The 26,332-nt window shown below is 75.4% G+C and carries 22 protein-coding genes and 1 tRNA gene; 15 read left to right on the top strand and 8 right to left on the bottom strand.

What is annotated here, in order from left to right:
• Positions 1-95: 95 nt before the first annotated feature.
• The 7 genes from GTR02_RS02650 to GTR02_RS02620 all read left to right on the top strand — a co-directional run bounded on the left by GTR02_RS02650 (position 96) and on the right by GTR02_RS02620 (position 9,931).
• Positions 96-3,548 carry an ATP-binding cassette domain-containing protein gene (locus tag GTR02_RS02650; protein WP_166605923.1) on the top strand — a complete coding sequence of 1,151 codons (3,453 nt, stop codon included), beginning with the start codon at positions 96-98 and terminating at the stop codon, positions 3,546-3,548.
• Positions 3,549-3,668: 120 nt separating this feature from the next.
• Positions 3,669-4,040 carry a hypothetical protein gene (locus GTR02_RS02645; protein ID WP_166605922.1) on the top strand — a complete coding sequence of 124 codons (372 nt, stop codon included), beginning with the start codon at positions 3,669-3,671 and terminating at the stop codon, positions 4,038-4,040.
• Positions 4,037-4,258, top strand: coding sequence for an RNA-binding S4 domain-containing protein (locus tag GTR02_RS02640; RefSeq protein ID WP_166605921.1), 222 nt, complete (start codon positions 4,037-4,039; stop codon positions 4,256-4,258). The genes GTR02_RS02645 and GTR02_RS02640 overlap by 4 nt, the downstream gene beginning before the upstream one ends.
• A 68-nt stretch (positions 4,259-4,326) precedes the next feature.
• The gene (gene murQ, locus GTR02_RS02635; RefSeq protein ID WP_166605942.1) at positions 4,327-5,256 is read left to right on the top strand and encodes an N-acetylmuramic acid 6-phosphate etherase; all 930 of its coding nucleotides are present in this window, start codon (positions 4,327-4,329) and stop codon (positions 5,254-5,256) included.
• Positions 5,257-6,483, top strand: coding sequence for a serine hydrolase (locus tag GTR02_RS02630; RefSeq protein WP_166605920.1), 1,227 nt, complete (start codon positions 5,257-5,259; stop codon positions 6,481-6,483).
• A 212-nt stretch (positions 6,484-6,695) separates the two neighbouring features.
• Entirely contained in the window at positions 6,696-8,939 is a 2,244-nt protein-coding gene (treS, locus tag GTR02_RS02625) for a maltose alpha-D-glucosyltransferase (RefSeq protein WP_166605941.1), read from the top strand.
• Entirely contained in the window at positions 8,936-9,931 is a 996-nt protein-coding gene (locus tag GTR02_RS02620; protein WP_338073534.1) for a serine/threonine dehydratase, read from the top strand. The genes treS and GTR02_RS02620 overlap by 4 nt, the downstream gene beginning before the upstream one ends.
• A gap of 3 nt (positions 9,932-9,934) precedes the next feature.
• Here GTR02_RS02620 and GTR02_RS02615 read toward each other — a convergent pair.
• Positions 9,935-10,007 (bottom strand) — tRNA-Arg (locus tag GTR02_RS02615).
• Positions 10,008-10,072: 65 nt separating this feature from the next.
• Between GTR02_RS02615 and ettA the strand changes: the two genes are divergently transcribed.
• Positions 10,073-11,749, top strand: coding sequence for an energy-dependent translational throttle protein EttA (gene ettA / locus GTR02_RS02610; protein WP_166605919.1), 1,677 nt, complete (start codon positions 10,073-10,075; stop codon positions 11,747-11,749).
• Positions 11,750-12,259: 510 nt separating this feature from the next.
• On the opposite strand, the gene GTR02_RS02605 is transcribed toward ettA, so the two are convergent.
• Together GTR02_RS02605 and soxR are read right to left on the bottom strand one after the other, a co-directional pair.
• Positions 12,260-12,472, bottom strand: a complete 213-nt coding sequence (locus tag GTR02_RS02605; protein WP_166605918.1) for a hypothetical protein — start codon at positions 12,470-12,472, stop codon at positions 12,260-12,262.
• A gap of 86 nt (positions 12,473-12,558) precedes the next feature.
• Positions 12,559-13,038, bottom strand: a complete 480-nt coding sequence (gene soxR / locus GTR02_RS02600) for a redox-sensitive transcriptional activator SoxR (RefSeq protein WP_166605917.1) — start codon at positions 13,036-13,038, stop codon at positions 12,559-12,561.
• A gap of 51 nt (positions 13,039-13,089) precedes the next feature.
• Here soxR and GTR02_RS02595 point away from each other — a divergent pair, with 51 nt between their 5' ends.
• From GTR02_RS02595 to GTR02_RS02570, 6 genes are all read left to right on the top strand, one after another.
• Positions 13,090-13,851: a VOC family protein gene (locus GTR02_RS02595; protein ID WP_166605916.1), complete on the top strand. Its 762-nt coding sequence runs from the start codon at positions 13,090-13,092 to the stop codon at positions 13,849-13,851.
• 271 nt (positions 13,852-14,122) lie between these two features.
• A complete protein-coding gene (locus GTR02_RS02590) occupies positions 14,123-14,731 on the top strand; it encodes a hypothetical protein (protein ID WP_166605915.1) in 609 nt (202 codons plus the stop codon).
• A gap of 102 nt (positions 14,732-14,833) precedes the next feature.
• On the top strand, positions 14,834-15,271 hold the full coding sequence (locus tag GTR02_RS02585) for a hypothetical protein (protein WP_166605914.1): 438 nt from the start codon (positions 14,834-14,836) through the stop codon (positions 15,269-15,271).
• A gap of 157 nt (positions 15,272-15,428) precedes the next feature.
• Positions 15,429-16,865 (top strand): cytosine permease, encoded by a 1,437-nt coding sequence (locus GTR02_RS02580; RefSeq protein WP_166605913.1) that lies wholly within the window; start codon positions 15,429-15,431, stop codon positions 16,863-16,865.
• 86 nt (positions 16,866-16,951) lie between these two features.
• Positions 16,952-18,001, top strand: coding sequence for an LLM class flavin-dependent oxidoreductase (locus GTR02_RS02575; protein WP_338073532.1), 1,050 nt, complete (start codon positions 16,952-16,954; stop codon positions 17,999-18,001).
• 33 nt (positions 18,002-18,034) lie between these two features.
• Positions 18,035-18,703 (top strand): shikimate kinase, encoded by a 669-nt coding sequence (locus GTR02_RS02570; protein WP_205708504.1) that lies wholly within the window; start codon positions 18,035-18,037, stop codon positions 18,701-18,703.
• Between the two features lie 29 nt (positions 18,704-18,732).
• Here the strand turns inward: GTR02_RS02570 and GTR02_RS02565 are convergent, their stop codons facing one another.
• From GTR02_RS02565 to GTR02_RS02550, 4 genes are all read right to left on the bottom strand, one after another.
• Positions 18,733-20,397: a flavin monoamine oxidase family protein gene (locus GTR02_RS02565; RefSeq protein WP_166605937.1), complete on the bottom strand. Its 1,665-nt coding sequence runs from the start codon at positions 20,395-20,397 to the stop codon at positions 18,733-18,735.
• A 50-nt stretch (positions 20,398-20,447) separates the two neighbouring features.
• A complete protein-coding gene (gene speB / locus GTR02_RS02560) occupies positions 20,448-21,422 on the bottom strand; it encodes an agmatinase (protein ID WP_166605912.1) in 975 nt (324 codons plus the stop codon).
• Between the two features lie 100 nt (positions 21,423-21,522).
• Positions 21,523-22,563 carry a cupin domain-containing protein gene (locus tag GTR02_RS02555; RefSeq protein WP_166605911.1) on the bottom strand — a complete coding sequence of 347 codons (1,041 nt, stop codon included), beginning with the start codon at positions 22,561-22,563 and terminating at the stop codon, positions 21,523-21,525.
• Entirely contained in the window at positions 22,560-23,351 is a 792-nt protein-coding gene (locus tag GTR02_RS02550; RefSeq protein ID WP_166605936.1) for an SDR family oxidoreductase, read from the bottom strand. Before GTR02_RS02550 ends, GTR02_RS02555 begins: the two co-directional genes overlap by 4 nt.
• 231 nt (positions 23,352-23,582) lie before the next feature.
• Here GTR02_RS02550 and GTR02_RS02545 point away from each other — a divergent pair, with 231 nt between their 5' ends.
• Positions 23,583-25,169, top strand: coding sequence for a methyl-accepting chemotaxis protein (locus GTR02_RS02545; RefSeq protein ID WP_166605910.1), 1,587 nt, complete (start codon positions 23,583-23,585; stop codon positions 25,167-25,169).
• Between the two features lie 49 nt (positions 25,170-25,218).
• Here GTR02_RS02545 and GTR02_RS02540 read toward each other — a convergent pair whose 3' ends face one another.
• Positions 25,219-26,310, bottom strand: a complete 1,092-nt coding sequence (locus tag GTR02_RS02540) for an SDR family oxidoreductase (RefSeq protein ID WP_166605909.1) — start codon at positions 26,308-26,310, stop codon at positions 25,219-25,221.
• Positions 26,311-26,332: the final 22 nt, after the last annotated feature.

Raw genomic sequence — 26,332 nt, 5'->3', positions numbered from 1 at the left:
CCGCCCGCGGAAATGCAGCGGTGCCGCCCCCGGTCGAGGAGCTAGCGTCGGCCGGGAGCGCGCCGCCGGCGCGCCGGGGGACGGGAGGCGTCGTCGTGCCGGAGCGCACGCTCACCGCACGACGGCTCGCGGGTCCCGCCGTCACGGCCTCGCTGGTCCTGGCGGTGGTCGCGGCGGCGGCCGAGACGGCCGCGACCGTCGTGACGGGGCGCCTCGCCGAGGACGCCACGACCGCCCTGGTCGTGGCGCTCGCCGCCGTCCTGGTCGGCTCGACCGTCCTGGACACCGTGGGCCGCACCCTGTTCTCGGGCGCCGTCGGGCGTGCCGAGGGCGTGCTGCGCGCCGACCTGCTCGACGCCGCGCTGGCGCAGCCCCTGCCGGCGCTCGCCGAGCAGGCCGTCGGCGAGGTGCTCGACCGCGTCGACGACGACCCGCGGCAGTTCGCCCAGCTGCTGCGCACGACGGGCTGGGACCTCGCCCGCGCGGTGGTCCGCTCGGGCCTGGCCTGGGTCGTGGCCGGCCTCACGTGGTGGCCCGCGTGGATCGCCTTCCCCCTCGTCACGGCCCTCGCCCTGCTCGTCGCCCGGCCCCTCACGCGGGTGCTCGCGGCGCGCAAGGTCGTCGAGGAGGCCGCGTGGACCGACCACGCCGCCCAGCTCGAGGAGGTCGTCGCGGGCCGCGACGACGTGCGCTCCAGCCTCGGCCAGGCGCACGTCGTCCGGCGCTACGCCGTGCAGGCCAAGGCCGTCCTCGACGCCGTCCGCGCCACGTGCGTCGCCTCGGCCACCGTGGGGCTGCGCACGACCCTCGTGCTGTCCGGCCTGCTCGTGGCGCTCGCGGTCGGCGGGGTCGTCCTCGTCAGCCGCGGCGGGCTGCAGGTCGGCGAGCTCGTCACCCTGTGGCTGCTGGTCGGCGGCTTCGTCGGCGACGTCACCCAGGTCAGCAACCGCCTGCCCGAGGTGCAGGCGGGGCTGGGCGCGCTCACCCGCATCCGCAGCCTGCTCGCCGCCCCGGCCGAGGACGTCGAGGGCGCGCCCGTCCCCGACGGGCCCCTCGAGCTGCAGCTGCGCGACCTCTCCTTCGCCTACGACGACGGCGGCTTCGCCCTGCAGCACGTCAGCCTCACGGTCGAAGCGGGCACGACGCTGGCCGTCGTGGGCCGCAGCGGGGCCGGCAAGTCCACGCTGGCCTCGCTGCTCTCGCGCGCCGTGGAACCGCCCCGCGGCGCGGTGCTGCTGGGCGGGCGGGACGTGCGCGACACCGACCTCGTCGACCTGCGCCGCACGATCGGCGTCGTCACCCAGCGCACCGAGCTGCTCGCAGCCACGCTCGCGCAGAACATCACGCTGTTCACCGACGTGCCGCGCTCCGCGGTGGCCGGCGCCGTCGCTGAGCTCGGCCTGGCCGACTGGGTCGCGACGCTGCCCGACGGCCTGGACACCCGCCTCGGCGTCGGGGGCCTGAGCCTGTCGGCGGGGGAGGAGCAGCTGGTCGCCTTCGCACGGCTGCTCGTGCGCGACGTCGGCGTCGTCGTCCTCGACGAGGCCACGGCGCGGATGGACCCCGTGACCGAGCACCGCGTCACCACGGCCGCCGAGCGGCTGCTCGTGGGGCGCACGGGTCTGCTCATCGCGCACCGGCTGTCCACGACCCGCCGCGCCGGCACGGTCGCGGTCCTCGAGCGCGGCCGGCTCGTGCAGCACGGGGCGCGCGCGGAGCTGGCGCGCGTGCCCGGGCCCTTCCGCGACCTCCTCGCGGCCGCGGGCGACGACGTGGGGACCGCCGACGTGGCCTCGGCCCCCCTCCTGCCGCGCCCGCGCCGCGAGAGCGGTCCCGCGCCCGCCCCGCTGCGGCCCCGGCTGACGCGCACGGTGCTGCGGACCGTCGCCGTCGCGCCCGCGTGGGGCGTCGCGGGCGCCCTGATGTTCCTGGCCGTCTCCGTGCTCGGGGCGTACGGGACGCTCACGGGCTGGCTGTGGGGCCTGCTGGTGCGCGACCTGCGCGCCGGCGAGGGGCTCGCGGAGGTCGCGTGGACGACGGCGGGCCTGTGCGCGAGCCTGCTCCTGCTGCCGGTCGCGCTCGCGGCCGCCTTCCGGGTCTACCCGCTGTGGTGGAACCTCGTGACGCTGCGGCTGCGGCTGGCCGTCCTGCGGGGCCAGACGCGGCAGCACCGGCTGCTCCGGACGCCGCCGGGGGAGGTCACGGCCCGCTGCCTGGACTCCGAGCGGCTCGTCCTCTACACCGACCGCTGGGTCGACGTCGTGATCGGCGCCGCCGTCGTCGCGGTCACCGGGGTCGTCGCCGGCAGCGCCGCGGCCGCGGGGGTCGTGGCCGCCGTGATGGCGCTGTCGGCGGCCGTCGCCGTGGCCGGGGCGCCCGTCGCGGGAGCCTCCGCGCGCACGGCCGGCGACGCGCGCGTCGCCTTCGGCCGCTCGCTGGGCTCCGCGCTCGACGCGGCCCGCACCGTGAAGCTCGCGGCCGCCGGCGGCGCCGTGCTGCGCCACCTCGCCGAGGTGGACCGGCACCGGGTCGCCGCGTCGGTGCGGGAGTTCCGCGTCCGCGCCCTCCTGGACGGCGTCCCCGGCGTGCTCGTGCAGGTCGCCACCGTCGCCACCTGGTCGGTCTACCTGGCCGGGGTCTGGGACATCGCCACCACGCTGCTGGTGGCCACGACGCTCGCGGGGGCCACCTACTTCGGGACCGTCGCGGGGGCGGTCGTCACCGAGGCCCCCGTGGCCCGCGAGTGGGTCCGGGCCATGACGGAGCTCGCCGGCACCGACGACCTCGTCTCCTCGCCGCCGGGCGTGGACCTGCGGGGCGGGCGGGCGCCGCGGCCGGACGTCCCGCCGCGCCGGCCGCTGCGGGAGCTCCGCCTGGCGGGTCTGGCCGCCGTCCACGACGACGGCACCGTCGGCGTGCACGGCGTCGACCTCACGGTGCGCGCGGGTGAGCTGGTCCTGCTCGCGGGCCGCGTCGGCTCCGGGAAGTCCAGCCTGCTCGGCGCCCTCGCGGGCCTGCTCGACCACGAGGGCTCGCTGTGCTGGAACGACGCCGAGGTCTCCGACCCCCAGACGTTCCTGCGCCCCGGGCAGGTCTGCTTCGTCGCGCAGGTCCCGCGCGTGCTGTCGGGGTCCTTCTCCGACAACGTGCTGCTCGACCACGCCCACCCCGAGGAGCGGCTGACCTCCGCCTTCGACGACGCCCGGCTGCACGCCGACCTCCTCGACGCGGGCGGGCACGCGGCGCTCGTCGGCCACCGCGGCATCCGGCTGTCCGGCGGACAGGTGCAGCGGCTCGCCCTCGCCCGGGCGCTCGCCACGGGCGCGGACCTCCTCGTCGCCGACGACGTCTCCTCCGCGCTGGACGCGCGCACCGAGGTGGAGCTCTGGGAAGCGCTGCGGCGCAGGGGGGTCACGGTCGTCGGGTCGTCCTCGAAGCGGTCGGCGCTGCTGCGCGCCGACCGGGTCGTCGTGCTCGAGGACGGCCGGGTCGCCGCGAGCGGGCCCTGGCGCGACCTGCAGGCCGACTGGGGCCACCTCGCGGGCTGAGAGGGCGGCGAGCGACGTCCGGGGGGTCCGCGGATGGTCCCGACGGTGGAGGCGGCGCTCCCGGTGCGGTGCGATCCTGGAGGCCGAGCGACCGGGGTCCCCGGTCGGTGAGGAGGAGCCATGAGCGAACGACCGGGGGGCGACCCCATCGACGACGTCCTGCAGCGGCTGCTGCGCACGGGCCGCTTCGACCCGACGGCCCAGCGGCTGGCCAGCGACGGCATCGACCGCGTGCGGTCGTTCCTGTCGGGGGCGGCCGCGACGGACCCCGGCCGGCCGGGCACCACGCAGACGCCCGAACCCCCCGCGCCCACCGTTCCCGAGCCGGTCGCCGCCACCGCCGCCGAGCCGGCCGGCCGCGCCTTCCTCACCCACGTGGTGCCGCTCGCGGACGGCACCTCCGCCGAGCTGCGCGTGCCCGCGCGGCTCACGCGGGCCGAGGCCGACCGCCTCGCCGGCGTCCTCGCGGCGCTCGCGGTCGACGAGGCGTGAGCGCACCGCAGGACGTGCCGGTCACGGGGCTGGTCCGCCTCGGGCAGCTGCTGAAGCTGGCTGGTGCGGTCGGCACCGGGGGCGAGGCGCGCGAGGTGCTCGCGGCCGGTGAGGTCCTGGTCAACGGCGAGGTCGACGACCGTCGCGGGCGCCAGCTGTCCGACGGTGACGTCGTCGAGCTGGGCGGGCACAGCTGGCGGGTCCTGGTCGAGGGGTGAGGGACGAGGACGCGGTGCGGGACGAGGACGCGGTGCGGGACGAGGACGCGGTGAGGGACGAGGACGCGGTGCGGGACGAGGACGCGGTGCGGGACGAGGCCCGCCGCCTCGACGCGCTCACGACCGAGGCCCTGGACGGCGTCGGTGCCGACCTCGCCGCGGAGCCGACCGCGGAGCTGGTGCGGAGGATGAACGACGGTGACGCCACGGTCGCCGGGGTCGTGCGCACGCAGCTGCCCGTCATCGCCGCGGCCGTCGACGCGATCGCGGAGCGGATGGCCCGCGGCGGCCGGCTCGTGCACGTCGGCGCAGGGACGTCGGGCCGGCTGGGCGTCCTGGACGCCTCGGAGGTCCCGCCCACGTTCGGCACCCCGCCCGGCGTGGTGGTCGGGCTCGTCGCGGGAGGGCCCGAGGCGCTCGTGAGCGCCGTCGAGGGCGCGGAGGACGACGCGGACGCGGGACGGCGCGACGTCGAGGCCCTGGGGCTGACGGCCGACGACTCGGTGGTGGGTATCGCGGCGAGCGGCCGCACCCCCTACGTGCTCGGGGCCGTCGCCGCGGCGCGCGCGCACGGGTGCCTGACGATCGGCCTGTCCTGCAACGAGGGCACGCCGCTGTCGGCGGCCGCGGACCTCGGCATCGAGGTGGCCGTGGGGCCCGAGGTCGTGCGCGGGTCCACCCGGCTGCGGGCGGGCACCGCGACGAAGATGGTCCTCAACACGCTGTCCACGCTGGCCATGGTCCGGCTGGGCAAGACCTACGGCTCGCTGATGATCGACGTGCGGGCGACCAACGAGAAGCTGCGCCGCCGCGCGGTGCGCATCGTCGTCACCGCCGCCGGCGCCGGGGAGGACGAGGCCGCGGCCGCGCTCGCGGCGGCCGGCGGGGAGGCCCGGACGGCCGTCGCGATGCTCGTGCTCGGGTGCGGGGCCGACGAGGCCCGCGCCGCGCTCGACGCCGCGGGTGGCCGGCTGGGCGACGTCGTGGCGGGTCGCTGAGTGGAGGCCGACGCCCTCGGGACCGCCGATGCCCTCGGGACCGACAGCGACCTCGGCGCCGCCGTGACCGCGACCGCGCGGGCCGTCCTCGCCACGGGTGCCGAGGGCCGGCGCCCGGCGGGAGCCGTCGTCGGCGCCTGGACGCCCGCCACGGGCGGCGTGCTCGCGGCCGCGGGCTGGGCCGCGCTGCCGCGGGCGGGGGACGCACCGGCGGCGGGGGAGGAGATGACCCCCGCGCACCGGCTCGACCTCGCCTCGGTCACGAAGGTGGCCGCCACCACGGCCGTCGCGGCGCGGCTCGTCGCCGCGGGCGTCCTGGACCTCCACGCCCCCGTGGCCGAGGTGCTCCCGGGCTTCGCGGGCGGCGGGAAGGAGCGCGTGAGCGCCGCCGACCTATTGCGCCACCGCGGGGGCCTGGCCCCCTGGGTGCCCCTGTACTGCACGACGACGCAGCGGGAAGCGGCCCTCGACCTCGTCGAGCGCCTTCCCCTGGCCGGGCCGCCCGGCGAGCGCACGGTCTACTCCGACCTGGGCTTCGCGCTGCTCGGCCGGCTGCTCGAGCGTCTCGCGGGGGAGGGCCTCGCCGCGGCCTTCGGGCGCTGGGTCGCCGCCCCGCTCGGCCTGCAGCGCACGGTATTCGGGCCGGTGCCGCCCGCGAGCGCCGCCACCGGCTCGGACGGCGACGGCGTCGAGCGGGAGATGCTGGCGTCGGGTGAGCCGTACCCCACGGGCTTCGGCGTCGCGGACTTCGACGGCTGGCGCACCGGCCCGGTGCGGGGCGAGGTCGCCGACGGCAACGCGGCGCACGCCCTCGGCGGCTGCTCGGGTCACGCGGGCCTGTTCGCGCCGCTGCCCGACCTCCTGCGCCTCGGGGCGGCGCTCGTGCACGACGAGGGCTTCCTGCCCGCGGACGTGCGGGCCCGCTTCACGGCCCCCGGTCCCGACGCCGACCAGGCCCTCGGGTTCCGCCGCGCTCGCCTCGACACCCCGGCCGGCCCGCTGCCGGTCGTGGCCCACCCCGGGTTCACGGGGACCTACCTCGCGGCGGCCACCGACCGGCCCCTGGTCCTGGCCGCCGCGGCGACCCGGCTGCACGGCGTCCGCGCGCCCCGCGCCGAGCTCACGCCCGTCGACGCCTTCGCGCGCACGGCGACGGCCGGGCTGCTCGCGGCCCTGGCCGCCGCGGGGGCGCTGGAGCCCGGCGGCCCCGGGACGCCGGGGTCCTGACCCCTTCGGTGGGGTGTCACCCCGGGCCCCACGGAGTCGAGGTTCCGCCGCAGGTGTGGTGAGGTGATCGGCGGGCTCGGCGGCCGCCGGGACGGACGACAGGGACAGCAGGAGGCACGAGCGTGGACGAGGCAGTCGGGCAGGCAGTCGTCGGGGAGCCGACCGGGGGCAGCCCCGCACCGGCCGTCGAGGACCAGCTCGCGGACCTCGAGGTGCCGGCGCACGAACCGAGCGAGATCACCTACGACGAGGTGCGCTACCCGGCGCGTCCCCGGAGCCTGCGCCCGCAGGCCCGGCTGCGGGCCGCTGACCACGCCGCGCCGACCGTGTCCGGAGAGGGCCGGGCCGAGGCGGGCAACGCCGAGTACGTCGACTGGCTGCTGTCGAAGTCCATGCTGTCCGACGCGGCCGCGATCAGCCGGCAGTTCTCCGGCAAGGCCAGCATGTGGCAGAACCCCTACGCCAAGCCGGACGCCCGCCGTGCCCTGGACACCGCGTCGGTGTGGTTCACGGCCTACCCGATCTCCCTCGTCACGGCGCCCGGGACCTCCTTCCTGGCCTCGCTGGGCGACCCGGCGCTGTGGCAGGCGTTCCAGCGCATCGGCATCGACGCCGTGCACACGGGTCCCGTCAAGAACGCCGGCGGCCTCGACGGGTGGCGCCAGACGCCGAGCGTCGACGGTCACTTCGACCGCATCTCCACCGAGATCGACCCCGTCTTCGGCACCGAGGAGGAGTTCCGCCAGGTGTGCCGGGTCGCGGCCGAGCACGACGGCAGCGTCATCGACGACATCGTCCCCGGCCACACCGGCAAGGGCGCGGACTTCCGCCTCGCGGAGATGAACCACGGCGACTACCCCGGGATCTACCACATGGTGGAGATCGACCCGGAGCACTGGCACCTGCTGCCCGAGGTCGCCCCGGGCCACGACGCGGCCAACCTCGACGCGGTCGCGGAGGCCGCGCTGCAGGAGCTCGGGTTCATCGTCGGCCAGCTGCAGCGCGTCATCTTCTACGCGCCCGGCATCAAGGAGACGAACTGGTCAGCGACCCGCGAGGTCGTGGGCGTCGACGGGGTCGCCCGCCGCTGGGTGTACCTGCACTACTTCAAGCAGGGGCAGCCGTCGATCAACTGGCTCGACCCCTCCTTCGCGGGCATGAAGCTCGTCATCGGTGACGCCCTGCACTCCCTGGGCGACCTCGGCACGAGCGCACTCCGCCTGGACGCCAACGGGTTCCTCGGCGTGGAGAAGAGCGTCGAGGGACCGGCGTGGTCGGAGGGTCACCCGCTCTCGGAGGCCGCGAACCACCTCATCGCGGGCATGGTCCGCAAGGTCGGCGGGTTCACGTTCCAGGAGCTCAACCTCACGATCGAGGACATCCGCGACACCTCCGAGGTCGGCGCGGACCTGTCCTACGACTTCATCAACCGCCCCGCCTACCAGCACGCGCTCGCGACGGGGGACACGGAGTTCCTGCGCCTGACGCTGCGCACGTCGCTGGAGCTGGGCGTCGACCCGGCCTCCCTCGTGCACGCCCTGCAGAACCACGACGAGCTGACCTACGAGCTCGTGCACTGGGCGACGCGGCACGCCGAGGACGTCTACTCCTTCCGGGGACGCGAGACCACCGGTGCGGAGCTGGCCGAGACGATCCGCGCGGACCTCACGCGCCACCTGACGGGCGACGCCGGCCCGTACAACCAGGTGTTCACGACCAACGGCATCGCCTGCACGTCGGCCAGCGTCATCGCCGCGACCCGCGGGCACCGCGACCTCGACGCGCTGACCGAGGACGACGTCGAGCAGATCCGCCGCGCGCACCTGCTGATGGCCATGTTCAACGCGTGGCAGCCCGGCGTGTTCGCCCTGTCGGGCTGGGACCTGCTGGGCATGCTGCCGCTGCCCGCCGAGAGCATCCGCCCCCTGCTGACCAGCGGCGACACCCGCTGGATCGAGCGGGCCTCGCACGACCTCATGGGCGTCGCCCCCGAGGCGACGGTGTCCAGCTCGGGCGTGCCCGTGGGGCGCTCGCTGTACGGGACGATCCCCGAGCAGCTCGCGTCGGAGACGTCCTTCGTGCGCCGCCTCGCGGACGTGCTCGAGGTCCGCTCGCGCCACCGCATCGCCTCCGCGCGCCAGGTGGACATCCCCCAGGTCGCCCACCCGGCCATGCTCGTCATGGTGCACGCGCTGGACCCGGCCGACCACGACGGGCGCGAGGCCCTGCAGGTCACGGTGCTCAACTTCGGCGGCGAGACCATCGAGGGGACCGTGCGCTCGGAGACGTTCACGCCCCGCGTGCCCGTGCTCGACACGACGTCGGGCGCCGAGATCGGCTGGGTCGACGACCTGCAGAGCTTCGGCGTCTGGCTGGCGCCCTACGCGGGCATGTCGCTGCTGCTGTGCCCCGCCGATCCCGCGGCGGAGGAGCTGCGCTCGGGCCCGCAGGCGTGAGCACCGCCGCCGCGGGCGGGACCACGACGATCACGCGCGACGACGTGCTCGCCGCGCGGGCCCGGACCGCCGGCCGGGTGCGCCGCACGCCCGTGCTCCTCGGCGAGCAGCCGGGGAGCGCGGACGCCGGGGTCTGGCTGAAGTGCGAGCACCTCCAGCACACCGGGACCTTCAAGGCGCGCGGCGCACTGAACCGCCAGCTGGCGGCCGAGGAGCGCGGCGAGCTGGACCCGGCGGTGGGTGTCGTCGCGGCCTCGGGCGGCAACGCCGGGCTGGCCAACGCCTGGGCGGCCGCCTCGCTCGGCGTGCCGGCGACGGTGTTCGTCCCCGCCACGGCGCCGCGCGTGAAGGTGGACGGGCTGCGGCGCCTCGGCGCCCGCGTGCACCAGGTGGGCGCGGAGTACGCCGAGGCCTACGACGCGGCCCTGGAGCACGTCGTGAGCACGGGCGCGCTGTTCTGCCACGCCTACGACCAGCCGGACGTCGCCGCCGGGGCGGGCGTCCTCGCCGAGGAGCTGGCCGAGGACGTCGCCGACCTCGACGTCGTCGTCGTGGCCGTCGGGGGCGGCGGCCTCTTCGCGGGCGTGGCCGCGGCGCTGGCGGGACGCGCGCAGGTGGTGGCCGTGGAGCCGGTGACCGCCCCGACCCTGCACGAGGCCCTGCGGGCCGGCCGCCCCGTCGACGTCGCCGTGTCGGGCGTCGCCGCGGACGCGCTCGGGGCGCGCCGCCTCGGGCAGGTCGCCTTCGGCGTCGCCCGGCGCGTCGATCCCGTGAGCGTCCTGGTCGACGACGCGGCGATCACCGCGGCGCGCGCCGCGCTGTGGCGGGACTACCGCATCGCCGCCGAGCACGGCGCGGCGACCGCGTGGGCTGCGCTCACCAGCGGCGCGTGGACGCCGGCGCCGGGCGCGCGGGTGGCCGTCGTCGTCTGCGGCGCCAACACGGACGTCAGCACGCTGCACGGGCAGGACGCGGGGCCCGCGGTGACGTAGGAGTGCCCCCGGCAGGATTCGAACCTGCGACCGTCGGATTAGAAGTCCGGTGCTCTGTCCGCTGAGCTACGAGGGCCTGTCCGAGGGCACCCTACCGAGCGCTGGACCGCGCCCGGCTGGGACTCGACTAGCCTGGGGTCCGTGGCGGAATTCATCTATGTGATGCACAAGGCGCGCAAGGCTCACGGTGACAAGGTGATCCTCGACGACGTCTCGATGTCCTTCTACCCGGGGGCCAAGATCGGCGTCGTCGGGCCCAACGGGGCCGGCAAGTCGAGCGTGCTGAAGATCATGGCGGGCATCGACCAGCCGTCCAACGGTGAGGCGCGGCTGTCGCCGGGGTACACCGTCGGCATGCTGGCCCAGGAGCCCAAGCTCGACGAGTCCAAGACCGTGCTCCAGAACGTCCAGGACGGCCTCGGCGAGCTCAAGGTCAAGATGGACCGGTACAACGCGATCGCCGAGGAGATGGCGACCGCCTACACCGACGAGCTCATGAACGAGATGGGTGAGCTGCAGGAGGTGCTGGACCACGCCAACGCGTGGGACATGGACTCCCAGCTCGAGCAGGCGATGGACGCGCTGCGCTGCCCGCCGGGCGACGCCGACGTCTCCGTCCTCTCCGGCGGTGAGAAGCGCCGCGTCGCGCTGTGCAAGCTCCTGCTCGAGGCGCCCGACCTGCTGCTGCTGGACGAGCCGACCAACCACCTCGACGCCGAGAGCGTGACGTGGCTCGAGCAGCACCTCGCCAAGTACGCGGGTGCCGTCCTGGCCGTGACCCACGACCGGTACTTCCTCGACAACGTCGCCCAGTGGATCCTCGAGCTGGACCGCGGTCGCGCCTACCCCTACGAGGGCAACTACTCCACCTACCTGGAGAAGAAGGCCGCGCGTCTGGACGTGCAGGGCAAGAAGGACCAGAAGCTGCAGAAGCGGCTGAAGGACGAGCTGGAGTGGGTCCGCTCGAACGCCAAGGGCCGCCAGACGAAGTCCAAGGCGCGGCTGAACCGCTACGAGGAGATGGCCGCGGAGGCCGAGCGCACGCGCAAGCTCGACTTCGAGGAGATCCAGATCCCCGCGGGCCCCCGGCTGGGCAACGTGGTGATCGAGGCCAAGGACCTGAAGAAGGGGTTCGGCGACCGCACCCTCATCGACGGCCTCTCGTTCTCGCTGCCGCGCAACGGCATCGTCGGGGTCATCGGCCCGAACGGCGTCGGCAAGACGACGCTGTTCAAGACGATCGTCGGCCTCGAGCCCCTCGACAGCGGCAAGCTGCAGATCGGCGAGACGGTCAGGCTGTCCTACGTCGACCAGAACCGCGGCGGCCTCGACGGCACCAAGACGCTGTGGGAGACCGTCTCCGACGGCCTGGACTTCATCCAGGTCGGCAACCAGGAGATGCCCTCGCGCGCCTACGTGTCGGCCTTCGGCTTCAAGGGCCCGGACCAGCAGAAGCCCACCAACGTCCTCTCCGGCGGTGAGCGCAACCGGCTGAACCTGGCCCTGACGCTGAAGGAGGGCGGCAACGTCCTCCTGCTCGACGAGCCCACCAACGACCTCGACGTCGAGACGCTGGGTTCGCTGGAGAACGCGCTGCTGGAGTTCCCCGGCTGCGCCGTGGTCGTCAGCCACGACCGCTGGTTCCTGGACCGGGTGGCGACGCACATCCTCGCCTACGAGGGCACCGAGGAGGACCCCGCGAACTGGTACTGGTTCGAGGGCAACTTCGCGGGCTACGAGGCGAACAAGGTGGAGCGGCTGGGCCCCGACGCGGCCCGCCCGCACCGGGTGACGTACCGCAAGCTCACCCGCGACTGACCTGCACGACCCGGACGCCCGCGCACCTCTCGTGCGCGGGCGTCCGTCGTTCCACGGGGCGCCGTTCGCGGCCAGGCACGTCGGCGGTCCGGGCCTACGTGTCACCTCGCGGGCCGGCCGACGTCGGCGATGACCAGGTCGGTTCGGTCCCGGACCGCTTTGAGAGACTCAGACATGGACGTCCCGTCGATGATCGCAGGTGCCGCCATCGCGTCGGTGGTGTGGATCGGGCTCTGGCCGCGCAAGCGGGCCCGCGACGAGGGGGGTGCCCCTCCCCGCGACTGACGCCGGTCGGTGGCCGCGCGGTGCGCGACGCCTGCGTCGGCCGTCCGACCCGCCACCACGGTCAGCCGGAGCGACGTCGGCGGGTCGGGGACGTCGATCGAGGTCTGCTCGCCCGTCGGGGCCCGCTCACCGATCCGTCCGGTGCCGGCGACCAGGCCGGAGCTGATGCCCGCCGCGCGGGTGCGCCTCGCACCGTGCCGGGGCGGGAGTGCCGCGCACCACCCGTCAGCGAGGCAGGGCCGCGGTCTCGCCACCACGGGCACGGAGCACGCGCCGCCGCCGCGTCACCACCGCTCTCGCGGCGTGCCCGATCGAGAAGACCGCCACGAGGGCCCACAGGCGGTCCCACGCGAACTGCCGGACGACGACCTCGGCGACGAGGACCAGCAGCAGGCTGAAGGCCAACTCCGTCGCGAAGTCCCGGATCGTGGTGCGCACGACTCAGTGTCCCCGGCGACCTACCCGCGGGGCAAGGAGGCGGCGGCGCCGTCCACGAGCCGGCCGTCGCCTCCAACCGCGGGCGCTCAGCCGTCGGGCGACGCGGCCGTCCGGCGGGCGCCGCGCAGCCAGCGGGAGCCCGGTCCCTCGGCGGCTGCCTCGTCGGCGGGGTTGACCAGGCCGCACCGCTCGAGGGAGAGGCAGCCGCACCCGATGCACGCGGTCAGGGACGACTGCAGCGCCTGGAGTTCCCGCAGGCGGGCGTCGAGCAGCCCTTGCCAGCGCTCGCCGACGCGGGCCCAGTCCGACGTCGAGGGGGCACGGTCCGAGGGCAGGCTCGACAGGGCCCCGGCGATCTCGGCCAGCGACAGCCCGATGCGCTGACCGGCCGCGATCACGGCGAGCCGGCGCAGCACCGACCGGGGGAACCGCCGCCGGCCACCGGCGTCCCGCGCGGACGTGATCAGGCCGCGCTCCTCGTAGTACCGGACCGCGGGCACCGAGACGCCGGCCCGGGAGGCGACGGCACCGATGCTCAGCAGGTCGTCCGGCACAGGCCCGAGCATCCCTCGGTGAGGGCTTGACCTCAAGGGAGCTTGAGCAGGTGGAGTGCCGGCATGCGCATCACCCACGTCCAGCTGCCCGTGCCCGACCCGGTGGCCGCTGCCGCCTTCTACGTCGACGTGCTCGGCGCCCGGGCGGACACCGCCGCGGGGTGCGGCACCGGTGGTCCGTGCGCGACGACCGTGCGGCTCGGCGCGACGACGCTGGTGCTGGTCGAGGACGCCTCCGCGGACCCCTCGTCGCAGCACCTGGCGATCACCGTGCCCGGCGACGCCGGCCGGCGCGCCCACGACTGGCTGCGCGACCGGGTCCGCGTCCTGCCGCACGCCGGGCGGACGCTCCTCGAGGGAGCACCGTCGTGGAACTCGCAGTCGCTGTACTTCCGCGCCCCGGACGGGATGGTGCTCGAACTGATCGCCCGACGGCGGCGACCGCACCGGCTGGGGGCCAGCGTGTTCGGCCCCGACGCACTGCTGGGGGTCAGCGAGGTCGGGCTGGCGGTCCCGGACGTGCCGGTGGCCGCGGCACGGCTGGCCCGCACCTTCGGCCTGCAGCTCTTCGGTGACGCACCGTCGGCCGACTTCGCGGCGGTGGGCGACGACGACGGCCTCCTAGTGCTGGTGCGCTCCGGTCGCACCTGGTTCCCCACGCACGACGCCACGGCCCGGCCGGTGGCGGTCCACGTGCAGATCGACGGGGCACGTCCCGGCTCGACCGCCGTCAACGGGCTCGCGACCGTGACCGCGGGACCGCCTCGCGACGCTCCTCGAACTCCCGGCGTCCGGAGGCGCTCGAGCGTCGGCACGGGTGCCTGACCGCGCCGGTGCCCTCCACGCGCTCCCGCTCCTCGTCACCCGACGGGGACGACGCGCCGAGTCCGAGGGGCGTCGTCTCAGCGCCGGCGAGGGGGTGACGTCACGGGCGAGAGGCTCTGGGTGAAGAGGTCGTGCGCTGGTGGTGCCTGCTGGCGGGTCGCCCTGCCCCCGGGCGTTGCTCTGCGGCACAGTCGGAGACGTGCCCACCCCGGCGGAACGCCCCGTCCGTCGAGGACGACCCGCACCGCTCGGCCCCCCACAGGCTCCGGGCGTGGCGGGCGCGAGGTGGTGGCCGGCCCTCTCCGCCGCGGTCGTCCTGGCCCTGGTGTCGCTCGCCTCGATCGCCGCGGTCACGAGCCGGCTGCCGGGGGAGGGGATCGGGCTGCTGACGGCGTTCCGGAGCGTCAGCGAGGTGCTCAACGCGGGCGTGGTGTGGGCCGGGCTGGCGGTCCTGTCCGGCTGGCTCGCCCGGAGGCCGCTGCACGGCTCCCTGATGGGAGTCGTGGCCTCGCTCACGGCGCTGGTCGTGCACTACGGGGCCGGTCGACTGCTCGGCGTGTACGCGCCGGCCATCTGGGCGGAGAACGCCGCGTGGTTCGCGATCGCCGCCGTCGCGGGCGGGCCGCTGGGCGTGGTCGGGGCCGTCGCTCGGAGCCGGGGACCCCTGGGGCTGCCGGCTCGTCTCACCGTGCCCGTCGGGGCCCTCCTCGAGCCGTTCGTGCGAGGCGGTTTCACCGTCTCCGAGCACCTTCCGTGGCCCGACCGGGTCTCCGGCGCTCTGAGCGGTTCGGTGCTCGTCGCCGCCGGGGTGGCAGGTTCCGTCGTCGTCGTGGTCGGCGCGACGCGTGCGCCACGACGGACACGGCCCCGGTGGTCGTGACCACGACGCGGTGCAGGCCGGCGCGTGAGAGCGTGCGGGATGGCGATCGACCAGGAGCGGGTGCGAACGCTGCGGTGCCGCGGCCGTGGTCGAGCGCTGACCGTGGCGGGGGCTCTGACCTGCTGCTGCCTCCTCGTCGTCCTCCCCGTCCCGTCCGCCTCGGCCAGCTGCGCGGGCCCGCAGGAGCTGCAGGTCGAGCAGAGCCGACCCGGTCGAGCACCGTCGCCCACGGGGTCGGCGTCGCCGGTCCTGACCTCGGACGGCGACATCGAGGTGTCGGGGCGGGGTTTCGCCGACGGGTGCGACGACACCACCGGCGGGTGGGGGTGCGACGGGCCCCCGCCCGTCGTGCCGATGCGCGGGGTGGACCTCGTGCTCGAGCAGGACGGCACCACCTGGACCCTCGGGACGGCTGACGCTGCGGGCGGGGACGAGGGGTACGCCATCAGCTGGCGGGTGCGGGTGCCGGCGGGCGCCGCACCGGGCCCGGCCGTCCTGCGCGCCGCCACCGCCGACGAGGACGTCCTGGTCGACGGCTGAGTCACCGGGCGGACCGGGCGCGCCACCGCACACCCGGTCGGACGGCCCGTGTTACCACCGCATGACGTCTCCACCCCAGGTGTTGACCGCGCCGTGACGCGACGCCACCGTGGCGGGGGCGGTCGGCGGGACCGTCCGTCGAGCACCGGGAGCCAGCGTGAGCGCACCACCGTCCACCCCTCGCCCGGCGGTGGAGGTCAGGTCGCTGGACTGGGTGCCCCGCGCCGAGCGGCACGGCCGCGTCTGGCGGCAGGGCCCGTTCTGGTTCCTCGGGAACTTCCAGCCGTTCACGGTCGCCATCGGCCTGCTGGGCCCGGCCGTGGGTCTCTCGCTCGGCTGGACCGCCGTCGCGGGGATCTCGGGGATCCTCTTCGGCACCTTCTTCATGGCCTTCCACGCGACGCAGGGTGCGCGCCTCGGCCTGCCGCAGATGGTGCAGTCGCGCGCGCAGTTCGGCTACAGCGGCGTGCTCGTGCCTCTGGTCGGCACCCTCGTCACCTTCGTCGCGTTCAACGTCGTCGACACCGTCATCATCTCCGCCGGCCTGAACGGCATCTTCGGCTGGAACGCCGTCGCGGTCGGCATCACCATCAGCGTCGTCGCGACGGCGCTGGCGGTGTTCGGGCACGACTGGCTGCACCGCGCGTTCACGGTCCTGTTCTGGGTGTCGCTGCCCTTCTGGGTCGTCCTGACGGTGGGGATCCTCGCCGGGACGGCCGGCGGCAGCGACGCGCCCGACCCCGGCGGGGTCACGCTGAGCGGTTTCGTGGTCATGTTCACGGCGGCCGCCAGCTACAACATCACCTACGCGCCCTACGTCTCCGACTACTCCCGCTACCTGCCCGAGGACACCCGGCCGGCCGCGATCGTCCTGTCGGTGTTCTGGGGGGCGGCCGCGTCGCCGGCCTGGCTGATCCCCCTCGGGGCCTGGCTCGGTTCGCGGCTCGGCGCGACCGACGGCCTCGTGGGCCTGCACGACGCGGGCAACGCCGTCGTCCCGGCGCTCGGCAGCGTCCTGGCGGTCCTCGCGGTGCTGGCCCTGGTCGCGACCATGGGCCTGAACGCCTACAGCGGCATGCTCTCCCTCGTCACGGCCGTGGACGCGGTCCGTCGCGTCCCGCGGACGCGGGCCGTCCGCGTCGGCGCGATCCTCGTGCTCGCGGTGGTGTGGACGGTCGTCGGCGTGGGCCTGAGCGACGCGAGCGACGCGCTGAACACCGCGCTGCTGCTGATGCTCTACCTGCTCGCGCCGTGGACGGCGGTGAACCTCGTCGACTACTTCTTCGTCCGCCGCGGCCACTACGCGATCCCCGACCTGTTCACCCCCGACGGCGTCTACGGCCGCTGGGGCGGGCGGGGACTGACGGCGTACGCGGTCGGGCTCGCGCTCGAGATCCCCTTCATCGCGGTGCCCGGCGCGTTCACGGGGCCGGTCGCCGCGGCGCTGGGCGGGGTCGACGTCGCGGTCGTCGTGGGCCTCGTCGTCCCGGGTGTCCTCTACCTGCTGCTGGGCCGCGGCCTCGACCGCGGCGCCGAGCGGGCCGCGGTCGAGCGCGGCGACGTGGTCCTCGCGCAGGCGGACCGCGCCGCCTGACGGCCGGCCCGCCGCGCGGCGCCGGCGTCCGGCACGATGGTGGCCCGGGCGGTGCGCCCGCTCGCCCCGGGCCCCGAGGAGGACACGTGCCGGTCGCCGGTGCCGCGCTGCGGCGGATGGGTTTCCTCACCATCGGCTCCTTCGACCTGGACGACCCCGGCCCGGGCCACGAGAGCACCCTCGCGGTCATCGAGCTGGGGGAGCGGCTGGGCTTCGACAGCGCCTGGCTGCGGCACCGGCACTTCCAGCCGGGCATCTCCTCGCCCGTCGCCATCATGGCCGCCGCGAGCCAGCGCACGTCCCGCATCCACCTCGGCACGGCGGTGACGCCGCTGGGCTGGGAGAACCCGCTGCGCCTGGCCGAGGACCTCGCCACCGTCGACGTGCTGTCCGGTGGGCGGGTCGAACCGGGCGTCAGCGTCGGCCCGCCGATGCGGTTCGACGACGTCCGGGACGCGCTGTACCCCGACACGGCGGACCAGGAGGACTTCGGCTACGAGCGCGTGCTGCGCCTGCACCGCTTCCTGCGCGGCGACCCCGCCAGCCGGTTCGCGGGGACGCAGGGCATCGAGGTGTTCACCGACGTGGTCACGCCGCACTCGCCCGGGCTCGCCGACCGCCTCTGGTACGGCGGGGTGAGCGTGCGCTCGGCCACCTGGGCCGGCGAGCAGGGCCTGAACCTGCTGACGTCCAGCGTCGTGCGCTACGAGGGCGCCGAGACCGCGGCCGACCCGGACGACCCGGCCGAGTACGACTTCGCCCGCCTGCAGGCGGCGCAGCTGCAGGCCTACCGCGCGGCCCACCCGGACCCGGCGGCGGCCCGCACGTCGCAGGGGCTCGTGGTCGTCCCCACCGACTCCGCGACGCCGGCCCAGCGGGCGAAGTACACCGCCTACGTCGACGCGCGCACGCCGCGCACCGTCCGGCCGCAGGGACCCGGCCGCCTGCTCTTCGCGCCCGACCTCCTCGGCCCGTCGGAGCAGATCGCGGAGCGGTTGCAGCAGCACGCGGGGTACCGCGAGGTCGACGAGGTCGTCTTCGCCCTGCCGTTCGGCTTCGCGCACGAGGACTACGTGCAGATCCTCACCGACACCGCCGCGCACCTCGGGCCGGCGCTGGGGTGGTCGCCTTCCTGACCCGCTCCGCGCCCGGCGGGCCACCCGTGGGTCATGCTCGACGGCGTGGAGGTCTCCGGGGTGACGGTGGACGAGGTGCGCGAGCGGCTCGCCCACGTCCGGTGGATCGGCGGTGGCAGCGGCGCGGGCAAGTCCACGGTGACGCGGGCGCTGGCGCAGCGGTGCGACCTCCGGGTCCTCGACACCGACGCCGCGATGGCGGACCACGCCCGGCGCGCCCGCCCGGACCGGACGCCTGCGCTGCAGCGCTTCCTGGCCGCCGGGCCCGACGAGCGGTGGCTGGGCCGGACGCCCGCCGCGATGCTGGAGGACTTCCCCTGGTTCCGCGGTGAGGGGTTCGGGCTCCTCGTCGAGGACCTCCTGGCCCTGCCGGCGGACCGTCCCGTCCTCGTCGAGGGCTTCCGGCTGCTGCCCGACCTCGTCCAGCCGCTGCTGGCGCGCCCCGGCAGGGCCGTGTGGCTCCTGCCCACCCCGACGTTCCGCCGCACCGCGTTCGAGGCCCGCGGCGGGCTGTGGACGGTCGCCGGCAGGACGAGCGACCCGCCCCGCGCGCTGGCGAACCTCCTCGAGCGCGACCGCCTGTTCACCGAGCGGCTGCACGAGCGGGTGCGGGCGCTGGGGCTGGCGCACGTGCCGGTCGACGGCTCCCGCGACCTCGCCGGGCTCGTCGAGGACGTCGCGGTGCGGCTCGGCCTGACCTGAGCGGACCGGCCTGCGGGGACCGGCCCCCGTCAGGGGGAGTCGGGCAGGACCACGGGCGCCAGCTCGGCGAAGCGGTCACCGGGGCCGGGGTTGCCCGGGGCGCTCGCGCCGCCCAGCTGGTGCACCACGCCCCAGACGGCGTTCAGCCCCGTCGTCACGGCGCCCTCGGCCCAGCCCGGGGTGAAGGAGATGTCGTCGCCCGCGAGGAAGATGCCGCGCTGCGCCGCCGGCAGGCCGTCCTGGACGAAGTGGGAGAACAGCCGCTGCTGGTAGCGGTAGTGCCCGGGCAGGTTCCCGCGGAACGCCCCCATGAAGTGCGGTTCGCGCTCCCACGAGATCGTGATGGGTTCCCCCAGGACGTGGGAGGCGATGTCGAGGCCGGGGTAGATCTGCGCGAGCGAGTGCAGCATGAGCCGCACCCGCTCGTCGGTCGGCAGGGCCAGCCACTTCAGCGCGTCGTCGTTCCAGGTGTAGCTCAGGCAGAGCACGGCGGGGCGGTCGGCCGCCGCCGGGTCGTCGACGCCGTCGCCGCCGTCGAGCAGGTAGGTGCCGCGGGTCATCCGGTCCGTCAGCGTCGTGCTCATCACGTGCCGCCCGGTGTCCGGGTCGACGTCGCGCCAGAACGGCCGGTCGACGAGGACGAACGTCTTGGAGGACTGCATGTAGTGCGAGCGCTCCATCGCCATCCACAGGTCGTGGGAGAACAGCGCCTCGTCGGTGTCGATCCCCGCGGACAGCAGCCACGACTGGCACGTGGTGATGACGGCCTCGTAGGGGCGTTCGGTGCCCCAGCGGTCCAGCACCAGCAGCCGGCCGTCGTCGCCGCGGCGGATGCGCCGCACCCCGGGCCGCGGCGAACCGCCGTGCAGCGACTCCAGCGACGTCCCCGCCGGCCAGTGCGCGACGTCGGCGGGGGCGTGGCGCCACAGCGCCAGCGGGACGCTCTGCGCCCCGCCGAGGATCCGCTGGTGCTGGTCGTCGGCGTCGGTGTGGATGACGCGGAGGATCTCGAGCATCGAGTTCGGGAAGTCCGTGTCCCAGCCGCCCGTGCCGAAACCCACCTGGCCGAACGTCTCGCGGTGCCCGAAGGGCAGCTGCGAGAACGCCTTCGACGCCGACACGAAGCCGTAGAACGTGACCTCGTCCAGCCGCGGGACCGTCCGGTTCCAGATCTCCTTGATGCGCGGCAGGTCGCGGTCGCGGATCGCCTGCTGCATGGCCTCCAGCTCGGCGCCCTCGGTCAGCGCGTCGCGCCACGCCTGCGCCACCTCGCCGAACAGCGGCGGCAGGTCCGCCGCCGTCTCGGCGTAGTGGGCGCGGCCGCCGAGCTCGATGACCGTGCTGGGCGTCTGCGGCGCCAGGGGGTTGGGGAAGGGGCTGGTCCGCAGGCCGAGCTCCTCGACGTAGTGGAAGAACGCCCGGCCCGACCTGGGGAACCGCATGCCGCCCAGGTCGGCCACCGCGTCGGGGACGCCCGGGAACGCGGCCGAGCGCAGCCGCCCGCCGATCTCGCCGGCCTCGTACACGACCGGCCGCAGACCCAGCTTCATCAGCTCGTGGGCGGCGACCAGCCCGGACATGCCGGCGCCCACGACGGCCACCTCGGTGCCGAGCCGGTGCGGCGGGACGCTGCCGAGGCCCGCGGGGGAGGCGAGGTAGTCGTCGTAGGGGAACGGGAAGTCGGGCACCAGCATCGTGATCGGTGCCGGTCCGTGCCCCTGCGCGGGCGTTCCCGTGGGCAGCGTCACGAGCGGGCGGCCGCGCTGTTCAGCGCCAGCACCGAGAGGATCTCGTAGGCGACGTGGGCCGCGGCGATGCCGGTGATCTCCGCGTGGTCGTAGGCGGGGGCCACCTCGACGATGTCCGCCCCGACGACGTTCGCGCCGACCAGCCCGCGCAGGGTGTGCAGCAGTTCGCGGCTCGTGAGGCCGCCCGCCTCGGGCGTGCCCGTGCCGGGGGCGTGCGCGGGGTCGAGGACGTCGATGTCCACGGAGACGTAGACGGGCGCCCCCTCGAGCCGGCGCCGCATGCGCTCCACGGCCCGTGCGGTCCCGTCGGTCTCGTAGTCGTCGGCGCGGATGACGGAGAACCCCAGGAGCGCGTCGTCCTCGAGGTCCTGCTCGCTGTAGAGGGGCCCGCGCGTGCCGAGGTGGACGCTGCGCTCGAGGTCGACGAGCCCCTCCTCGCTGGCGCGGCGGAACGGGGTGCCGTGCGTGTAGGGCGCCCCGAAGTAGGTGTCCCACGTGTCGAGGTGGGCGTCGAAGTGCACGACCGCGAGCGGCCCGTGCTGCGAGGCCAGCGCCCGCAGGGCGGGCAGCGCGAGCGTGTGGTCGCCGCCCAGGGCCAGCAGCGTGGACCCGTCCTCGGCGAGCCCGCGCAGCCCGGCCTCGGTCGTGGCGAGCGCCTCGGTGATGTCGAAGGGGTTCAGCCCGAGGTCGCCCGCGTCGGCGACCTGCTGGGTGCCGAACGGCGCCGTCGAGAGGGCCGGGTTGTAGGGGCGCAGCAGCTTCGAGGCCGCGCGGATGTGCCCCGGGCCGAAGCGCGCGCCGGGCCGGTAGCTGACGCCCGTGTCGAACGGCAGCCCGACCACGGTGACGTCGGCGCGCGAGACCTCGTCCAGCCGCGGCAGCCGGGCGAACGTCGGGGGACCGCCGTAGCGGGGGACCCGCGTGGCGTCGACGGGGCCGCGGGGCGTCGCGCGGGGGGCTTCGGGGCTCATCGGTCCTCGCTGGGTCGGGCGGGTCGGCGTCGGGCGGCGCCCGGGGGCGCCGGAGCCACCCTCGCCGGGCGCGGACCGGCGGTCAAACCTGTCCGCACCGTCACCGCGGCGACGCCCGCGGGCCCACCGCCTCCCGGCCGGGCGAGCGCGAGCCCGTGGGCGGGGAGGCTCCCGCCGTGGGCAGGTGGCCGATGAGCAGGTCCAGCGTGCCCTGCAGGTGGACCCGCCCCAGCGCGGCGGGCAGGACGAGGCTGCGGGCCCGGCCGAGGACGCCGTCCCACGTCGACGTGCGCACGCGGACGGGGTCGCCGAGGTTGCTGAGCACCTGCACCGAGCGGAACCGGCGCAGGACCGTGACGGGAGCGCCGGAGCGCCAGCGCTGCAACCCGACCGACGGACCGTCGCAGCACTCGAGGCGGCGGACGCCGTCCTCGTCGACCGCGGCGAGCGCCCCCCGGACCACGGCCCGGGCGTCGAGCCGGGTGTCCCGCACGAGCGCGTCGACGTTCGCGCGGCGTTCCCGGTCGTCGCCGGGCAGACCGCGCCGGCCCCCGCGCGGGACGCCGGCCTGCGGAGGGCCGGACCCCGGCTGCACCTCGTAGAGCAGCGTGCCGGGACCGAAGCAGTGCGGGGCCCCGCCGGGGACGAGCACCGTGTCGCCCGCGCTGACCGGCAGGGGCTCCAGGACCGAGCCCACGTCGTCGGCGAGCAGGCCGCGGCGTAGCTCCTCCGCCCCCGTGCCGTCGCGGACCCCGCACCACGCCGTGGCCCCGGAGGCCGCCGCCAGGACGTGCCAGGTGCCCGTGGGGCCGGCTGGCCCGGCGGTGCGGGTCGCGGGGGCGGGGCGGACGTGGACGGGCAGGGCGGCGCTGCCGTCGACGAAGGTGACCGCGAGCGGGAAGCGCTCGCCGCACCAGCCGGGCCCCACGAGAGCCGCGGGATCCTCCTCGACGAGGCTCTGCAGCGTCCGCCCGGCCAGCGCGCCCTCGCTGACCACCGCTCCGTCCGGGTCGCCCACCTCGGTGGAGTCTAGGACGGGGCCGTCGGGCAGCCCGCTGCGGCCCAGCACGTCCGCGATCGCACGACCTCCCCGGTCGCCCGTCCGGGCCGTGCTGCCGAGCCGCAGCGGGTACCAGATCACAGGATCGGGTTGCCGCCCGTGACCGCGACGCGGGCGCCGGACACGTAGCTGCCGTCGTCCGAGCCGAGGAGGACGTACACGGGGGCGAGTTCCGCGGGCTGACCGGGACGGGCCAGCGGCACCTGCTGGCCGAAGGTCTCGACCTGCTCCTCGGGCATCGTCGAGGGGATCAGCGGCGTCCAGACGGGACCCGGCGCCACGCTGTTCACGCGGATGCCCTTCTCCCCCAGCAGCTGGGCCATCGAGGCGCACATGTTGGCGATGCCGGCCTTGGTGACCGAGTACGGGATCAGCGTCGGCTTGGGCATGTCCGAGTTCACGGAGCTGGAGCCGATGATGGCCGAGCCGGGCCGCATGTGCGGCACGGCGGCCTTGCTGAGGTGGAAGAACGCGCTGAGGTTGGTGGCGAGGGTGAAGTCCCACTCCTCGTCGGGGATCTCCTCGAGGGAGTCGTGGCTCATCTGGAACGCGGCGTTGCTCACGAGCACGTCGACGCGGCCGAACTCCTCGACCGCCTTGCCGATGATGGAGCGGCAGTGCGCGGGGTCCGAGACGTCGCCGGGGACGAGCACGGCCTTGCGGCCGGCCTTCTCGACCCACGACGCGGTCTCGCGGGCGTCCTCGTCCTCGGACAGGTAGCTGATGAGCACGTCGGCGCCCTCGCGGGCGTAGGCGATCGCGACGGCCCGGCCGATGCCGGAGTCGGCCCCCGTGATGACGGCGGCCTTGCCGGTCATCTTGCCGCTGCCGCGGTAGCTGTCCTCGCCGTGGTCGGGCTTCGGCGTCATCTGCGTTGTCTCACCCGGCGGCCGCTGCTGCTGGGCCGGCTGGGACGTCTGCTCGGACTGCTCGGACACGGTTCCTCCTGGGGTCGGGGTGGTCACCCGTCCGGCTACCCGATCCGCTGCCCGTCACACGTCCGGGCGCCGTCGGCCTGGCCCGGAGCTTCACCCAGCGCCCGCGCCGGCCGATGGAACCCGAGGCGACGACGCCACCCTCCCCGACAGGACGGCCTTCCCATGACCTCCCGGCTGCGCGACCTCCGGGTCGCCTCCAAGCTGTTCGCCAGCTTCGGCATCGTCTGCGTCCTGCTGGCCGCGGTCATCGGGCTGGGGGTGGTGCGGCTGGGGCAGTCGCAGGCCGCCCTGGACACCATGACGACCTCCGGTGTCGCGTCCGTGACGTCCATCGGGCAGGTGCGGGCCTCCTTCATCCAGCTCCGCCTGGACCTGGCGAACATCGCCATGTCGCCGAACGCCGAGGAGCGGGCGAAGGCCACCGAGACGCTCGCCGCGGACGACGCCGTCGTGGACGCGGCCTGGGCCGAGTACCTCACGACGAACCCCGGCACCACGCCGGCCCAGCGGCAGGTGTTCGTCGACGCGCTCGCCACGTACCGGACGGGCCGCGAGACCATGCTGCCGTTCGCCCGGGCCGGGGACGTGGCGGGCTTCTACGCGCAGCGCGCGAAGGTCGCCAACGCCGTGTCGAAGGAACTCGTCGCCTCGCTCGCCGACATGACCGCGACGGAGTCCGCGGCCGCCCAGGCCATCTCGGCCGACGGGGCGGCCCGCTACCGGGAGTCGGTCGTCGCGCTGCTCGCCCTCGGGGGGGCGGCGGTCGCCGCGGCCGTGCTGCTCGCCGTCGCCGTCTCCCGCTCGATCGCCCGTCCGCTCGCGGAGACCGTGCAGGTCGTCCAGGGCATGGCGGACGGCCGCCTGGACCAGCGCGTGCACCACGTCAGCCGTGACGAGGTGGGTCAGCTGGCCACCGCGACCAACGCGACCGTCGAGCGGCTGTCCGACCTGCTGCGGACCATCGCGGGCAGCGCGACCACCCTCGCCGCCTCGTCCGAGGAGCTGACCACCGTCGCGACCCGGCTGTCCGCCGGCGCCGAGGAGTCCTCGGCCCAGTCGCAGGTCGTCTCGGCCGCCACCGAGGAGATCGCCGCGAACATCGGCACGGTCGCCGCCGCAGGGGAGGAGATGACGTCCGCGATCCGCGAGATCGCCACGTCGACCTCCGAGGCGTCGGCCACGGCGGCCACCGCGGTGCACTCCGCGCAGACCGCGGGGGACACGATCGCCCGCCTCGGCTCCTCCAGCCGCGAGATCGGCGACGTCGTCAAGCTCATCACCTCGATCGCCGAGCAGACGAACCTGCTCGCCCTCAACGCGACCATCGAGGCTGCGCGGGCCGGGGACGCCGGCAAGGGGTTCGCGGTCGTCGCGGGGGAGGTCAAGGAACTCGCCCAGCAGACCGCCCGCGCCACCGAGGACATCGTGGCGCGCGTCAACGCGACGCAGGCCGACGCCACCGACGCGGCCGCGGCCGTGGCGGGCATCGCCGACGTCATCGAGCGCATCGACGGCCTGCAGTCGACGATCGCCGCCGCCGTGGAGGAGCAGTCGGCCACCACGGCGGAGATGGTCCGCAACGTCACCGAAGTGTCCACGGGCAGTCAGGAGATCTCGCGCAACATCGCCGGGATCGCCGGCGCGGCGGCGCAGACCACCTCGGGCGCCACGCACACCGCCGCGACCGCGGCGGAGGTCTCGCGCACGGCGGCCGGGCTGCAGCAGCTCGTGTCCGGCTTCCGCTTCTGACGTCCCGCCCGGCCGGGGCGACCCGGCCGGGCGACCTCGTCGTGGTCGCTCAGGCGCGGGCGCCGCGCGGGGGGATGACGCGGTTCTCCCGCAACCGGGCGAGCAGTTCGCGGTAGCGGTCCTCGGAGTCGAGGCAGTCGCCGAACCCGGCCTGGCGCAGCTTCACGGTGGAGCTGACGTTGTCGAACCCGGAGTTCCAGATGAAGTCGGCGAACGGCCACTGCACGAGGTCCGCGAACGGCGTCGGGCGCAGTCCGTACCGCTCGACGAGCCGGCGCCACACGGGTTCCTTGTCCGACATCGTGTCCACGAGCGGCGCGGTCAGCGGGTGGCCGACGTCGACCCCGAAGTCCTCGGCCAGCAGGGGCCACAGGTTCGCCCACCGGTACTGGTCGCCGTTGGTGACGTTGAACACCTGACCGTCGGCGTGCGGGCTGCGGCCGGCCCACACCGTGGCGCGGGCGAGGAGCTCCGCGTCCGTGGACTGGTAGAGCGCCTCGTACGCCGCGCGGCTGCCGGGGAACGACAGGGGGAGACCGGCTGCGGCGCAGACGCTCCCGTAGACCGCGATCGCCATCAGCAGGTTCATGGGGTTGCCGGTGGCGTAGCCCAGCACGGCCTCGGGGCGCAGCATCGTCACGGCGAAGGAGTCCCGGGCCCCGCGCTCGCGCAGCACGTCCTCCTGCGCGTAGTAGAAGTTCGGCGCGAGCAGCCGCGGGTCGCTCTCCTTGGCGGGCGTCCGGAAGCCGCCCAGGTGCGCGCCGTACGCCTTGCCGCCCTGGTAGAGGGTGACGTGCTCCAGGTGCCCGCCGGCCTGCGCGAGGTCGAGGGCGCCCTGCAGCAGGGCCACGTTCGGGGCGACGAGCTCGGCCGGCGGCCCGGCCTCGACGTAGGCCGCGAACACCAGGTGCGTCACGTCGCCGACGCCTCCGAGCGCGTCGGGCGCGGGGTCGGAGAGGTCGACCGCGCGGTGCTCGACGCCGTCCGGCAGGTCGCCGGGGGCGCGACGCGACAGCCCGACGACGCGGTGGCCGAGGCGGGCGTGCTCGATCGCGACGTGGCGGCCGATGACCCCGCCGACGCCCGCCACGACGACGGTGCCGACGGCGCGCTGGTCCGGGGAGCTGTCCTGGATCGTCATGGGGAACCTGTACCCGCCCGCC

Source organism: Kineococcus siccus, from assembly GCF_009906795.1.
GTDB lineage: Bacteria > Actinomycetota > Actinomycetes > Actinomycetales > Kineococcaceae > Kineococcus > Kineococcus siccus.
Note: the sequence above shows the minus strand (reverse complement) of the source record. Positions and strands in the feature narration are given on the sequence as shown.